Annotated in this window: 10 protein-coding genes; 1 reads left to right on the top strand and 9 read right to left on the bottom strand. The window is 58.7% G+C overall.

What is annotated here, in order from left to right; translation table 11 throughout:
• Positions 1 to 114: 114 nt before the first annotated feature.
• The 8 genes from mgrA to PY650_RS08230 form a co-directional block, all read right to left on the bottom strand.
• Entirely contained in the window at positions 115 to 1,146 is a 1,032-nt protein-coding gene (mgrA, locus tag PY650_RS08265; protein ID WP_285878623.1) for an L-glyceraldehyde 3-phosphate reductase, read from the bottom strand.
• Positions 1,147 to 1,215: 69 nt separating this feature from the next.
• Entirely contained in the window at positions 1,216 to 2,349 is a 1,134-nt protein-coding gene (locus PY650_RS08260; protein ID WP_285878622.1) for a Gfo/Idh/MocA family protein, read from the bottom strand.
• A 10-nt stretch (positions 2,350 to 2,359) separates the two neighbouring features.
• Positions 2,360 to 3,121: a sugar phosphate isomerase/epimerase family protein gene (locus PY650_RS08255; protein WP_285878621.1), complete on the bottom strand. Its 762-nt coding sequence runs from the start codon at positions 3,119 to 3,121 to the stop codon at positions 2,360 to 2,362.
• Between the two features lie 82 nt (positions 3,122 to 3,203).
• Positions 3,204 to 5,666, bottom strand: coding sequence for a beta-mannosidase (locus PY650_RS08250; RefSeq protein WP_285878620.1), 2,463 nt, complete (start codon positions 5,664 to 5,666; stop codon positions 3,204 to 3,206).
• A 57-nt stretch (positions 5,667 to 5,723) separates the two neighbouring features.
• Positions 5,724 to 6,815, bottom strand: coding sequence for an ABC transporter ATP-binding protein (locus PY650_RS08245; RefSeq protein ID WP_285878619.1), 1,092 nt, complete (start codon positions 6,813 to 6,815; stop codon positions 5,724 to 5,726).
• 3 nt (positions 6,816 to 6,818) lie between these two features.
• A complete protein-coding gene (locus PY650_RS08240) occupies positions 6,819 to 7,751 on the bottom strand; it encodes a carbohydrate ABC transporter permease (RefSeq protein ID WP_432761507.1) in 933 nt (310 codons plus the stop codon).
• Between the two features lie 4 nt (positions 7,752 to 7,755).
• The gene (locus PY650_RS08235; RefSeq protein WP_285878617.1) at positions 7,756 to 8,661 is read right to left on the bottom strand and encodes a carbohydrate ABC transporter permease; all 906 of its coding nucleotides are present in this window, start codon (positions 8,659 to 8,661) and stop codon (positions 7,756 to 7,758) included.
• 215 nt (positions 8,662 to 8,876) lie between these two features.
• Positions 8,877 to 10,112 carry an ABC transporter substrate-binding protein gene (locus PY650_RS08230; protein WP_285878616.1) on the bottom strand — a complete coding sequence of 412 codons (1,236 nt, stop codon included), beginning with the start codon at positions 10,110 to 10,112 and terminating at the stop codon, positions 8,877 to 8,879.
• 459 nt (positions 10,113 to 10,571) lie between these two features.
• On the opposite strand from PY650_RS08230, the gene PY650_RS08225 reads away from it, so the two are divergent.
• Positions 10,572 to 11,606: a LacI family transcriptional regulator gene (locus tag PY650_RS08225; protein WP_285878615.1), complete on the top strand. Its 1,035-nt coding sequence runs from the start codon at positions 10,572 to 10,574 to the stop codon at positions 11,604 to 11,606.
• Between the two features lie 169 nt (positions 11,607 to 11,775).
• Here PY650_RS08225 and gnd read toward each other — a convergent pair whose 3' ends face one another.
• Positions 11,776 to 13,203 carry an NADP-dependent phosphogluconate dehydrogenase gene (gene gnd / locus PY650_RS08220; protein WP_285878614.1) on the bottom strand — a complete coding sequence of 476 codons (1,428 nt, stop codon included), beginning with the start codon at positions 13,201 to 13,203 and terminating at the stop codon, positions 11,776 to 11,778.
• Positions 13,204 to 13,361 lie beyond the last annotated feature (158 nt).

Here is a 13,361-nt window from a genome sequence, read left to right as displayed (position 1 = left end):
AAACACCAATATGCGCCGCTCAAACGGCAATGGATAAGGTGCCGGCAATGCCTGCCGGTCACCACGAGGGCAAAGCAAAACGCCCGGAACCAGGCTCCGGGCGTCGTCGAATGACTATTCGAGCTCGGCCGACTTGGCCCAGAGATTGATATCGGCCTCGCGGGCGTAGACGTCGATCTCCTTGAGCTCTTGCGCGGTGAATTCGAGATTGTCGAGCGCCTTGACGCAATCGACAATCTGCGACGAACGGCTGGCCCCGATCAGCGCCGAGGTGATGCGGCCGCCGCGCAGCACCCAGGCGATCGCCATCTGCGCCAGGGTCTGACCACGCTTTTGCGCGATCTCGTTCAGCTTGCGGATATTGTCGATGATCGACGGGCGGATGAAGTCCCGCTTCAGGAAGTGGTTCTGGGCGGCTCGGCTGTCCTCGGGAATGCCGCTCAGATATTTCGTTGTCAGCATTCCCTGGGCAAGTGGCGAGAACACGATCGAGCCGATGCCAAGGTCTTCCAGCGTATCGACCAGGCCGTCATCCTCGACCCAGCGGTTGAGCATGGAATAGCTGGGCTGGTGAATGAGGCATGGCGTGCCGAGATCCTTCAGAATTGCTGCCGCTTCGCGCGTGCGCTGCGAGTTGTAGGAAGAGATGCCGACATAGAGCGCCCTGCCCGAGCGAACGATATGGTCGAGCGCACCGCAGGTCTCTTCCAGGGGCGTATCCGGATCGAAGCGGTGCGAATAGAAGATATCGACGTAATCGAGACCCATGCGCTTCAGGCTCTGGTCGCAGGACGCTATCAGATATTTGCGGCTGCCCCATTCGCCATAGGGACCCGGCCACATGTCATAGCCGGCCTTGGAGGAAATAATCAGCTCGTCGCGCAGGCCGGCAAAATCGTTGCGGAGAATTTCGCCGAAGGCGGTCTCGGCGCTCCCGGGAGGAGGACCGTAATTGTTGGCAAGGTCGAAGTGGGTGATGCCGAGATCGAAAGCCGTGCGGCACATGTCGACCTTGCGATCATGCGGCGTGTCGCCACCGAAATTGTGCCAAAGCCCGAGCGAAACCGCCGGCAGCTTCAGACCGGAACGCCCGGTTCTGTTGTACTTCATGTTCGCATAGCGATCGGATGCCGGTTGCCAAGCCATAGTTCCAGTTCCTCCGAGATAAAAAACGCGCGGGCAAGCCGCCCGCGCGCAAACTAGCTTTTTGTACGCTTACTTCAAGAGCGCTTGGGCTTCTTCGATGCCGAGCGCAGCCGGCTGCGTGCAGGTCGTGGTCAGATCGACAAAGCGGTTTTCCGCGCCCGACTTCAGGATCGAAGTCATGACGTCGACGCCATGCAGCGTGCGGTCAAGCGAGCAACGAGCATCGCGGCCATCAATCAGCGACGCCGCCATGTCGGCAAGACCGGCCGTTCGATAATTGGCGCGCGGGCCGTTCGGGCTGTCCTGATTGGAGATGCCGAAAGGATGCGCCCATTCGTCGAGCACCTTGATGTCCTTGTTGCGGCCGCTTGCCTCGACCGTGCCGCCAAAGAAATTCGGATCCGGCACGTAGAGCGAACCTTCGGTGCCGTAGAGCTCCATGTTGGCGTGGCGGTGCGACCAGACATCCCAGCTCGCCGTCAAAGTCACCGTTGCGCCACTGACGAATTCCAACAGCGCCTGGATCGTCGTCGGTGTTTTCACGGGGATGACCTCGCCGCTGCGCGGCTGGCTGGTGATGGTGCGGGTTTGCGACGCCATCGAGGTCATGGCGCCGACACGCTTGACCGGGCCGATCAGGTTGATGAGGTTGGCGATGTAATAGGGGCCGAGATCGAGGATTGGACCACCGCCCGGCAGGAAGAAGAAGTCCGGGTTTGGATGCCACATTTCCATGCCCGGGCTCATGACGTAGCAGGCGCCCGAGGTGATGCGGCCGATGCCGCCATCGTCGACGAACTTGCGGGCAAGCTGATGGGCGCCGCCGAGGAAGGTATCGGGAGCGCAGCCGACGGCAAGCCCCTTCTCCTTGGCAATGCGGCGCAGCTCTTCGCCCTGCTCCAGCGACAACACCAAGGGCTTTTCGGAATAAACGTGCTTTCCGGCCTCCAGGATGCGCTTGGACACCGGGAAATGCGCGTCCGGGATTGTTAGGTTGACGATGACATCGAGCTCGTCATTGGCGAGCAGTTCGTCGATCGTCTGGGCCTTGACCTGATACTCCTCGGCGCGCAGGCGCGCCGCGTCCATGTTGATATCAGCGCAGGAAAGCACTTTCAGGCCGTTGAAGAGCGGAGAAAGCTTGAAGTAGGTGGTTGAGATATTGCCGCATCCGATGATGCCGACGCCAAGTTCCTTAGCCATGTGGGATGCCTCAGTAGGTCTTGAAGGATGCGATGGAACGGGTGATCAGACGATCGATGTCGCTCGGATTATCATGCTCGAGCACGTAATGCTTCGCCTTGGTACCAGCGAGCGTCTTCATGAGCTTCGGCCATGGAACGCTACCGTGACCGAGATCGGCCCAGCCGTCCTCGTTCTTGTTCTCACCTGCCGGTGCGATATCCTTGACGTGAACCGCCGAGATGCGCGGGCCGAGCTTCTCGATCCAGGCAAAGGGATCGGCGCCGCCGCGCACGACCCAGGCGATATCGGCTTCCCAGGAAATCTCCGGAGCGCCTTCGAAGATCTGTTCGATCGGCAACGAGCCATCGCCCTGCTTGACGAATTCGAAGTCGTGATTATGCCAACCGAATTCGAAGCCGGCGTCCTTGTAGGGCTTGCTCATTTCATGCAGGCGCTTGCCGAAGGCGCGCCAGCCGGCCGCATCCGTCGGGCGCTGATCAGCGGCCAGGTGCGGTGCGTAGATCGAGTCCATGCCGAGGATCTTGGCGATTGCCAGAGACTTCTCCACCTGCCCATCGAGAAAGTCAGGGCTGAAATGGCCGCTCGCCATCGTCAGGCCGTTCTTGTCCAGCTCGGCGCGCAGGTTCTTCAGCCCAGCTTCGTCCAGATCGGCGTAGATGCCGCCAAAACCTTCGACTTCCGAATAGCCGGCCTTGCCGAGTTTTGCGAAGATATCCGAATAAGGCTGAAAATTGCGGGCGCTATAAAGCTGGAATCCCAGTTTCGTCATCGATATTTCCTCCAATGGCCTCGCGGCCTCCTGTCATGGGCTTTTGGCCCCTCAATCGCCACCGAAAGGCGGCTCGGTACCCTCAGTCCACCGATTGGCTAGACTGCAGGTCGTAGAAACGGAAGTCCGGGACGCTCCCGGCATACGGTTTGGCCGGCGTGAAGACGATGCGACGGCTTTCGCCGGCGCCGAGGTCGAAGGCGTTGTCGGAGTAACGCCCTTCCGTCTCGCTTTCGATCATCACGAATAGCGCCAATCCCCTCGCGGTCACGGTAAACTCCACCGTGCCATTCTCCTCGATCTCCTCGCGCTGCACCGTAAGGCCTGCAGGCTGAAGCTCCAAGGCCTTATATGTGCCGTGGACATAGTGCCCTTCCCCGCTCATTCCGTTCGATGCGGTGAAATGCCACGCCAACAGGCAATCGGCCGGCACTTGAAGAGCGTCGATCGAGAACGCGGTGACGGCTTGATCGGACGTGCACGCCGCGTGGGCACTCGCAAGCGGCACGCGTTCGCCATCGAGCTTGAGCAGCGATACGGCGATGTCGACGGTGACGTCCGCGCTGGTGTCGTTGACGAGCGAGAAGCGGATTGTCTTGTTGTCCTCGGACGGAATGGCTGCCACCGAAACCGGCTGGAAGAAGCGGCGCACGAGATAGTGCATCACCTTCCAGCGCCCGCCGTAATCAAGGCTCGACCAGGATGCCACCGGCCAGGTGTCGTTGAGCTGCCAATAGATGGTGCCCATGCAATGCGGCTTCAGTGACCGCCAATATTCGACCGCCGTCTTGATGGCGAGCCCTTGCTGCACCTGGCTCAGATAGACGAAATTCGGGAAATCCTTCGGGAAGCGGAAATAGCGGAACATCGTGCCGGCGATGCGCTCGTTGCCGCCGGCATTCTTCTGATGCAATTCCATGACGGGCGAGGCTATATTCATATCCTTGGCGTCGGCATAGGTCTTGATGACGGGAAGCGACGTATAGGACTGGAAGCCGAATTCCGAACAGAAGCGCGGGCGCACGCAACGATAATTGTCGAAGGACTTGTTCTCATGCCAAACCGACCAGTAGTGCATGTCGCCGGAGCCATCGGCATGCCAGGCGTCGCCGAAGTTGAGATAGCCGGACGCGGGGCTCGACGGCCACCAAATCGCATCCGGTGCGGCCTTCTTCATTGCCTGCTCGATCGTCCGGTTCAGGCGATCGTAGGAAACGAGATAGCGATCGCGGTCATTGCGGGATTCTTCGAACCAGGTGAGAGCCCCCACCAGCTCGTTGTCGCCGCACCAGAGCACGATCGAGGGATGCGTCGCCAATCGACGAACCTGATAGCCGGCCTCAGCCTCGACATTCTCGAGAAAATCGCCGGTCGAGGGATAGAGGTTGCAGGCAAACATGAAGTCCTGCCAGATCATCAAGCCCAGGCGGTCGCAGATGTCGTAGAACCAATCGTGTTCGTAGAAGCCACCACCCCAGATGCGGATGATGTTCATATTGGCCGCAGCGGCCGACTGCAGGAGGTCCTCGGCCAAGGCAGGTCTTGAGCGTGAAAACAACGCATCCGCTGGAATCCAGTTGGCGCCGCGGGCGAATATCTCGCGCCCATTGACCTTGAGCGCGAAACGGCTGCCCGCTTCGTCCTCGTCGGTGATCAGCTCGACGGTGCGCAGGCCGATCTGGCGCGCCACCGTCTCGGAATTGGTCTCGACTGAGAGCGCGTAAAGCGCCTGCTCGCCACTGCCGGCCGGCCACCAGAGCTTCGGCCTGTCGACATGAAAGACATGCGTTATGGAGATCTCGCCGGCGTTGACGCCGACATCCAGTCGCAGGCGTTCCTCGTCGAGCTGGAAATAGACTTGAGCGACGCCGACGCCCTTGGCATAGAGTGCGACAGTCACCTGGAGATCGACCGAGCCGTCGGCATTGTGAACCTGCCGTGTCACCACATTCTCAATGCGAGCAGTTTCGAGCTTCTTCAGCGCAATCGTGCCGTAGAGCCCGAGTGGCGCGATGGCAATGTTCCAGTCCCAGCCAAAATGGCATTGCGGCTTGCGCAGCATATTGCCGTTCGGGATCGGCGAATTGGCAGTGCTGTAGGGAATATAGAAGGGCTGCTTTGCCTGCAGTTCGGCGCCCGCCTTGATACTGGAATAAAGAACGATGCGGATCGTATTCTGCCCTGCCTTCAAAGCCTGGGAGACATCCGGCCGATAGCGCTTAAAGCAGTTGTTGCCTTCGAGCACGAGCGTGTCGTTGACATAGACGCTCGCCATCGTGTCGAGGTAGTCGATATCGAGATACCAGTCGCCGCTTGCATCATCGAGATCGAAGCTGCGCTCAATTTGCCAATCCTTTTTCGCCACCCACTGCACGACCGCTTCGTTTCGGCCGAAATAGGGATCGGGAATGACGTTTGCGGCATGAAGCGCGGTGTGAACATCGCCCGGTACGGGCATTGAAAGAGAATGATCACTGTCCGGCGAGGTAAGCCGCCATTGACCAGCCAGATCGACTGAAAAATTGCCATTGAATGAAGACGACATCGGACCTCCCGCACCGCTGCAGAAATGGAGCTGACAAAACCACCTCCATTCATATGATCATATTCTGAGTTCTGTTTGCGCGTCAAAGACCGAAGCGAGCGACATATCGAATCCGAGCTTTACGGGCGTACCCGCGCTGAAACGCCGCGCCCCATTGATGCGCACCGACATGGTGTGACCAGCATGCTTGAGCCAAAGCAGGTTGTCGGCACCCATCGGCTCCTCGATATCGACCGTCGCATTGTGCACTTCCGCGCCGGGACCCAGATCCTCGTTCACCTTGATGTGCTCGGGCCGGACGCCGAGAATGACCTTGCGACCTGCTTCCAGCCTTGCGCCGGCATTATAGCCATCGAGCGCGAAAATCACATCGTTGGCGGCGAACGCCACTTTGCCGTCGCGGTTCACGAGTTCGCCATTGAGAAAATTCATCGACGGCGAGCCGATGAAACCGGCAACGAAGAGATTGCGCGGCGCATTGTAGATCGTCGTCGGATCATCGAGCTGCTGGATGATGCCGTTTTTCATGATGGCGATGCGGTCGGCGAGCGTCAGCGCTTCGATCTGATCGTGGGTGACGTAGATCATGGTGTTCTTCAAAGACTGATGCAGCCGCTTGATTTCGACACGCAGTTCCGAGCGCAGCTTGGCGTCGAGGTTCGACAGCGGCTCGTCGAACAAGAATACGTCGACGTCGCGCACCAGGGCACGGCCGATCGCCACACGCTGGCGCTGGCCGCCGGAAAGTTCAGCGGGTTTGCGCTTGAGCAAGGGCTGGATCTGCAGGATCTCGGCGGCCCGGGCAATACGCTTGTCGATCTCCGCCTGCGGCACCTTGGCGACACGTAGGCCGAAGGACAAGTTCTTTTCGACCGTCATCTGCGGATAGAGCGCATAGGACTGGAACACCATGCCGATGCCGCGGTCCTTGGGCTCTTCCCAGGTGACGTTCTTGCCCTTGATGAAGATCTTTCCTTCGGTGATGTCGAGCAGGCCGGCGATGCAATTGAGCAATGTCGACTTGCCGCAGCCGGACGAGCCGAGCAGCACGAGGAATTCGCCGTCGTTGATTTCAAGGTTGAGGTTCTTCAGAACGGTGACCGAGCCGAAATCGAGCGACAGGTCTTTGATGGAAACGCTGCTGGTCATGGATCAACCCTTCACTGCGCCGGCGGCGATGCCCCGAACGAAAAGCCGTCCGGAGACGAAATAGACGACCAATGGCACAAGTCCGGTAAGGATCGTTGCAGCCATGTTGACGTTGTATTCCTTCACGCCCTGGACGGAATTGACGATATTGTTGAGCTGCACAGTCATCGGGTAATACTCCGGCCTGGTGAAGACGACGCCGAACAGGAAGTCGTTCCAGATACCCGTAATCTGCAGGATCATGGCGACGACGAAGATCGGCAGCGACATGGGCAGCATGATGCGCAGGAAAATCTGCCAGAAACCTGCGCCGTCGATGCGCGCTGCCTTGAAAAGCTCCACCGGCAGCGATGCGAAATAGTTGCGGAACAGCAAGGTCAGGATCGGCATACCGAAGATGCAATGCACCAGGATAAGTCCGCTGAGCGTGCCGTAGATGCCGATTTCGCGCAGCACGATGACGATCGGGTAGATCATCACCTGATAGGGGATGAACGCGCCGATGATGAGGATCGCGAAGAAGAAATCCGCACCCTTGAACCGCCAGTTAGCGAGTGCATAGCCGTTGACCGAAGCGACTGCGATCGAGAAGATCGTGGACGGCACGGTAATACGTACGGAATTCCAGAACCCGCGGGAAAGACCATCACAATTGAGACCGGTGCAAGCCGTTGCCCAGGCTTTCACCCATGGCTCGAATGTGATCTCGAGCGGCGGCGCGAAGATGTTGCCAAGGCGGATTTCCGGCATCCCCTTCAGCGAGGTGACGATCATCACGTAGAGCGGCAACAGATAATAGGTGGCGGCAACGAAAAGCGTGCCGTAGAGCATGATGTTGCGGCCGGAAATCACTCGGCGCGGTCTGGAGCCGTGCGGCTCCGAGAGCGTCTTGTCGGTCGCGGCGGCACCGCTACCGTTGGCATTCTTAAGAGCAATGGTATCAGACACGGTTGCGGCCTCCGCCAAATTCCAGATAGGCCCAGGGGATGACGACGATAGCGACGGTCACGAGCATCATGGTCGAAGCTGCAAATCCCTGACCGAGGTTCTGCGCCTGGAACATGTAGTCGTAGACGTATTTCGCCGGGACTTCCGAAGCGATGCCAGGTCCGCCACTCGTTTGCGCGACGACGAGGTCATAGACCTTAACGATACCGCTGGCGATGATGACCAGCGTAGTGATGAAGACCGGGCGCATCATCGGAATGACAACGAACAGATAGGTCTTCCACATGGGGATCCCATCCACGCGCGCTGCTTTCCAGATATCTTCATCGATGCCGCGCAAGCCGGCGAGCATCAAGCACATCACAAGGCCTGTTCCCTGCCAGAGTGCGGCGATCAGAACGCCGTAGATGACGATGCTCGGCGTATAGAGCGGATCAAACGCGAAAGTCGTCCAGCCGAGCGAGCGCACGACTGACTGGATGCCGAATTCAGGGTTGAGCAACCACTGCCAGACGAGGCCGGTGACGATGAAAGACAGCGCGAAAGGATAAAGGAAAATCGTGCGGAAGGTGTTTTCGAACCGGATCTTCTGGTCCATCAGCGCGGCCAGCACAAAGCCGATAACCAAACTGAAGATCAGGGAAAAGACGCCATAAACGGCGAGATTTTCAATGGAGATGATCCATCGCGGTGCCGCCCACAGGCGGTAGTATTGATCCAGTCCGACGAAGCTGAGGCGTGGCAGCAGCTTCGAATTTGTGAAGGAATAAACGACCGTCCAGATCGTGCCGCCCAAAAAGATGACGACAGCCGTAAGGATCATCGGGATGGATGCAATCTTCGAATTCAGATTGCGCAGGAATTGATTTGGCCGGCCGGCTTGCGCGTGACCCGTCATTGTACCTCCTTCTGAAGCGCGACTGCTTCGGTGATCAGAAGCGGGTCAACGACCACAGCTCCTGCCGCTCCCTCCTTATCCGCGGTCGACCGTCACATCCGTACGGGTCGACCGCCTATAAGAGGCGCTGTAGTTAGCCGGACAACAAGATACGTCCTGACCGTGATACCGGATCCACAACGGGATCCGGTATCACTACAGCGAGAAGATTGAGATCAGTCAGCCGCGGCGATGATCTCGACGAAGCGCTTCTGGGCAGCTTCCGGCGTCATCGAAGGATTGGCGAAGAACTCGGAGAACAGGTCCTCTTTCTGCTTCTGCGTGTCGGCAGAGAGAAGCTGGTCCGTACCCTGGATCACATTACCCTTCTTCAGGATCTCGAGGCCCTTCTTCATGCAGTCGTTGGCGGAGGCGAGGTCTACGTCGCCACGCACGGGCAGCGAGCCCTTCTTAAGATTGAAGGCAACCTGCGTCTTCGGATCGAGAAGCGTCTTGGCGAGAGCTTCCTGAGCCTTCGACTTGGCCTCGTCCTTCAAAAGCGGGAAGTAAAACGCGTCGCCGCCAGTGGAGATGATTTCGTTGACACCGAGACCTGGAAGGCAAGTGTAGTCCGTACCGGCCTTTTGACCTGCGAGGGCAAACTCGCCTTGCGCCCAATCGCCCATGATTTGGCCGCCGGCCTTGCCGGTAATGACCATGTTCGTCGCCTGGTTCCAATCCTGAACGTTAGAGCCTTTCGACATCCTGCGGGCGTCGTCGGCCGCCTTGAAGACCTTGGCGATTTCCGGGCCGGCTGCTAGCTTGGCATCCCTGTCGCCGAATACTTTCTGATAGGTGTCCTTGCCGGCGATCGCGACCATCAGCACGTCGAAGGCGCCGGTAGCCTGCCAGGGCTGACCACCCACGGCGAGCGGAACGATGCCTGCCTTCTCCAGCGCGGGCGCAGCGGCGACAAACTCATCCCAGTTCTTCGGAACAGGAACACCGGCCTTCTTGAAGGCGGCATTCGAAAGCCAGAGCCACTGCCAGGAGTGAATATTGACCGGGGCGCAGTAGATCTTGCCGTCAATCGTGCAGGAATCGAGCAGGCTTGACGGGCGAATAATGTCCTTCCAATGCTCCTGCGTCGCGACATCGGTCAGGTCGCGCATGAGGCCGGCTTGCACAAGCTCCTCGGCCTGGCGTCCGTGGTTGAATTGGGTGGCGCCCATCGGATCACCGCCGGTAATGCGGCTGACCATGATCGGACGCGCGGTGCCGCCCGAGCCTGCAATCGCACCATCGACCCAATGATTGCCGGTCGCATCGAACGCCTTTGCCAATTCGGCCACGGCGGCAGCCTCACCACCCGACGTCCACCAATGGGTTACCTCGAGGTCAGTTGCCTTGGCCGCACCAAGCGGCAACACGGCTGAAGCAGCCAATGCAGCAGCCATCAAACGAATATTCATGAGTTTCCTCCCTCACTGAAACGTTGCCGGAAAAACGTAGTCTAATCATTTTCGGGGCGCAACCGGTCACTCGTAAAATTTTTCTGAAAGTTCAAATATACGACTCCTGATTACATTTTTCATTTCCAATACGGCGATTTGCCCGGCAATTGCTCACATCGCGTTGCAGTCGCCGCAGTCGATAACATATTGATAAATATTCTATAAGATCGATATCAGATAACGAGCGCTTTAGTCGCCTTTCGCATCTGCAAAAGATTTGCGCAAACCCTGTGGATTCAACCGCCGGATATGAAGGCCATCCTGACATCAGAAAAAAAGCTCGACTTTCTCACTGTATCGTTACAGATTTTCGAAACGAGGGAGGAGTGACCACATCGCGCATATGCTTGCGGCGCCGCTGCAGGCAATATAAGCGGATTGGTCGCGGGAGGCGGCCGGAAGACGGCTTGGCAGGATATGGACAGTAAAAAGATTTCCGGCGGCGGTACCACTCAATCCGCACACGAGCGACCGACACTCAAGACGATCGCCTTCATGACCGGCCTAGGAATAACCACCGTCTCACGAGCCTTGAAAGACGCTCCGGATATCGGTGCCGAGACCAAGGAACGGGTCCGCATGGTCGCCCGTCAATTGGGTTATCAGCCCAATCGCGCCGGCGTGCGTTTGAGAACCGGAAAGACCAACGTTATCGCTCTGGTGCTCAGCATCGACGAAGAAATCATGGGCTTCACCAGTCAGATGGTCTTCGGCATTTCCGAGGTTCTGGCCGGTACGCAATATCATCTCGTCATTACGCCGCACTCGCACAGCAAGGATCCATTGGTCCCCGTGCGCTATATTCTAGACACCGGCTCGGCCGATGGCGTCATCATATCGCGCACGGAACCGGACGATCCGCGTGTAGAGCTCATGCATGAGCGTGGGATGCCTTTTGCCACGCATGGGCGCACGAATATGGGAATCTCCCATCCTTTTCACGACTTCGACAACCAAGCTTTCGCACGTGAAGCGGTGCGTGCCCTGGTCGCCAAAGGACGGCGGCGGATCGCGCTTTTGCAGCCGCCAGGCAAACTCACCTATTACCTGCACACTCAGTTCGGCTTTCAAACGGGACTGCGCGAATGCCACGCTCAGGAGGTTCCCTTGAGAGCCAGCACCGACACGACGCTTGCCGAAATCAAGGATACCGTCGAGGAGTTGATGCGTTCCACGCACGTGCCAGACGGCTTCGTCTGCTCCAGCAGCGCCGGCGCCATCGCCGTCAATGCCGGCCTCGAAGCGGCGGGTTTTCGCCTCGGCCACGATGTCGATATGGTCGCCAAACAATCGACCGATGTACTAAGCTGGATACGCCCGGAAATCATCGCGGTCTACGAGGACTTTCGCCACGCCGGTCGGGAACTGGGCAAGGCGGTCATTGCGCGCATCGACGGCGTCGAGCCCGAATTGCTGCAAAGCATCAGCCCGCCCGTCTGGCCAAAGAGCTGACCCTATAGCGCATCGCGATCTCTGGGATTTGCTCCCTACGCTTTAGATTCTTGATTTTGCGCATGTCGTGATCGCAAAACCGCTTTAGACTTTTGCGCGACAGGCTTTAAAAAAAGGGCCCACCGGATATCCGGCAGGCCCTTTGTCTCTTCAATCCGAAAGCGCAGGATCAGCCGTTTGCGCCGCTGCCCCAGGGGCCGTGGTGGATATCCTTGCCATCGACGCGATCGAAACCGTGAGCCCCAAAGAAATCGCGCTGAGCCTGGATCAGGTTCGCAGTGCCGCGAGCCTGGCGATAGGCGTCGAAATAGGTCAGCGCCGAAGCCAGGGCCGGAACCGGCAGGCCGGAAGCCGTGGCGGCCGAGACGATGCGGCGCAGCGACGGGATCGAACCCTTGACCATCTCGGCGAATGCCGGGGTTACGACGAGGTTGGCGGCATCCGGCGTCTTGGTGAAGGCGCTGGTGATCTCATCGAGGAACTGCGAGCGGATGATGCAGCCTGCGCGCCAGATCTTGGCGATGACCGGCATCGGCAGCGACCAATTGAACTCCTTCGAGGCTTCGGCCATGACGGCAAAGCCCTGTGCATAGGCACCAATCTTGGCTGCGAACAGTGCGAGCTCCAGATCCTTCAAGAGCTCGGGACCGAAGGCGATCGGGAATTTGTAGTCCGGTGCGCCAAAAATCTTTTCGGCGGCTTCGCGCTGGGCCTTGATGGCCGACAGGCTGCGGGCTGCGACGGCAGCTTCGATTGCGGTTGCCGGAATGCCCATGTTCTGCGCTTCGATCGCCGACCACTTGCCGGTGCCCTTCTGGCCGGCCTTGTCGAGGATGACGTCAGGCATGGCGCTACCCGTTGCCGGGTCCCTGGCAGCCAGGACCTTTTCGGTGATCTCGATGAGGTAGGAATTCAGCCTGCCCTTGTTCCATTCGCCGAAGATGCTGCTGATCTCGGCCGCGTTCTTGCCGAGGCCGTCGCGCAGGATGCCGTAGATCTCGGCGATCATCTGCATGTCGGCATATTCGATGCCATTATGGATGGTCTTGACGAAATGACCGGCGCCGTCATTGCCGAGCCAGGCGACGCAGGGATCGTCCTTGTACTTGGCAGCAATCGACGTCAGCACTTTCTCGACGCGCTTGTAGGACTCTTCGGTGCCGCCGACCATGATCGACGGGCCATGGCGCGCACCTTCCTCACCACCCGAGACGCCCATGCCGATGAAGGTCAGGCCGGTATCCTTCAGACGGTCGAAACGCGCGATCGTATCGCGGAAATTGGCATTGCCGGCGTCGATCATGATGTCGCCCTTGTCGAGGTGCGGCTGCAGCGCCGCCATCTGCTGGTCGACCGGCTCGCCGGCTTTGATCATGATGATGATTGGCCGCGGCGGACGGATCGCTTCGACGAATTCCTCGATCGTTTTGCAGGGGATGATCTTGTCCTTCAGCGCACCTGCGTTCGCGTAGAATTCGTCCGTCACCTGCGGCGTGCGGTTGAATACCGCGATTTTATTGCCCTTCTCGGCAATGTTGAGCGCCAGATTCGATCCCATGACAGCGAGACCGATCAGTCCGATTTCTGCCTTTTCCACGACAATCCTCCAATGAACCGCTTACCGCGCCCGCGCGTCCCCCGGGAGGGACAAACAAAAAACGCAGTAACACTTTGAAATGACACATAACCCGAAAATCGACTCCGATTTTCGGGTTATGTGTTAGACCGATGTTGTTGCACTCCGGGCGTGAAACG

The organism is Martinezella calliandrae (assembly GCF_030272695.1).
GTDB classification, from domain to species: Bacteria; Pseudomonadota; Alphaproteobacteria; order Rhizobiales; family Rhizobiaceae; genus Rhizobium; species Rhizobium calliandrae.
The sequence above is the reverse complement of the archived record's forward strand: the minus strand, read 5'-3'. Positions and strand labels throughout refer to the sequence as shown.

Coding starts and splice junctions, on each gene's coding strand:
- PY650_RS08225 (WP_285878615.1), top strand. CDS start 10,572: ATGGACAGTAAAAAGATTTCCGGCGGCGGTACCACTCAATCCGCACAC.
- PY650_RS08235 (WP_285878617.1), bottom strand. CDS start 8,661: ATGACGGGTCACGCGCAAGCCGGCCGGCCAAATCAATTCCTGCGCAAT.
- PY650_RS08230 (WP_285878616.1), bottom strand. CDS start 10,112: ATGAATATTCGTTTGATGGCTGCTGCATTGGCTGCTTCAGCCGTGTTG.
- PY650_RS08250 (WP_285878620.1), bottom strand. CDS start 5,666: ATGTCGTCTTCATTCAATGGCAATTTTTCAGTCGATCTGGCTGGTCAA.
- PY650_RS08255 (WP_285878621.1), bottom strand. CDS start 3,121: ATGACGAAACTGGGATTCCAGCTTTATAGCGCCCGCAATTTTCAGCCT.
- mgrA (WP_285878623.1), bottom strand. CDS start 1,146: ATGGCTTGGCAACCGGCATCCGATCGCTATGCGAACATGAAGTACAAC.
- PY650_RS08260 (WP_285878622.1), bottom strand. CDS start 2,349: ATGGCTAAGGAACTTGGCGTCGGCATCATCGGATGCGGCAATATCTCA.
- PY650_RS08245 (WP_285878619.1), bottom strand. CDS start 6,815: ATGACCAGCAGCGTTTCCATCAAAGACCTGTCGCTCGATTTCGGCTCG.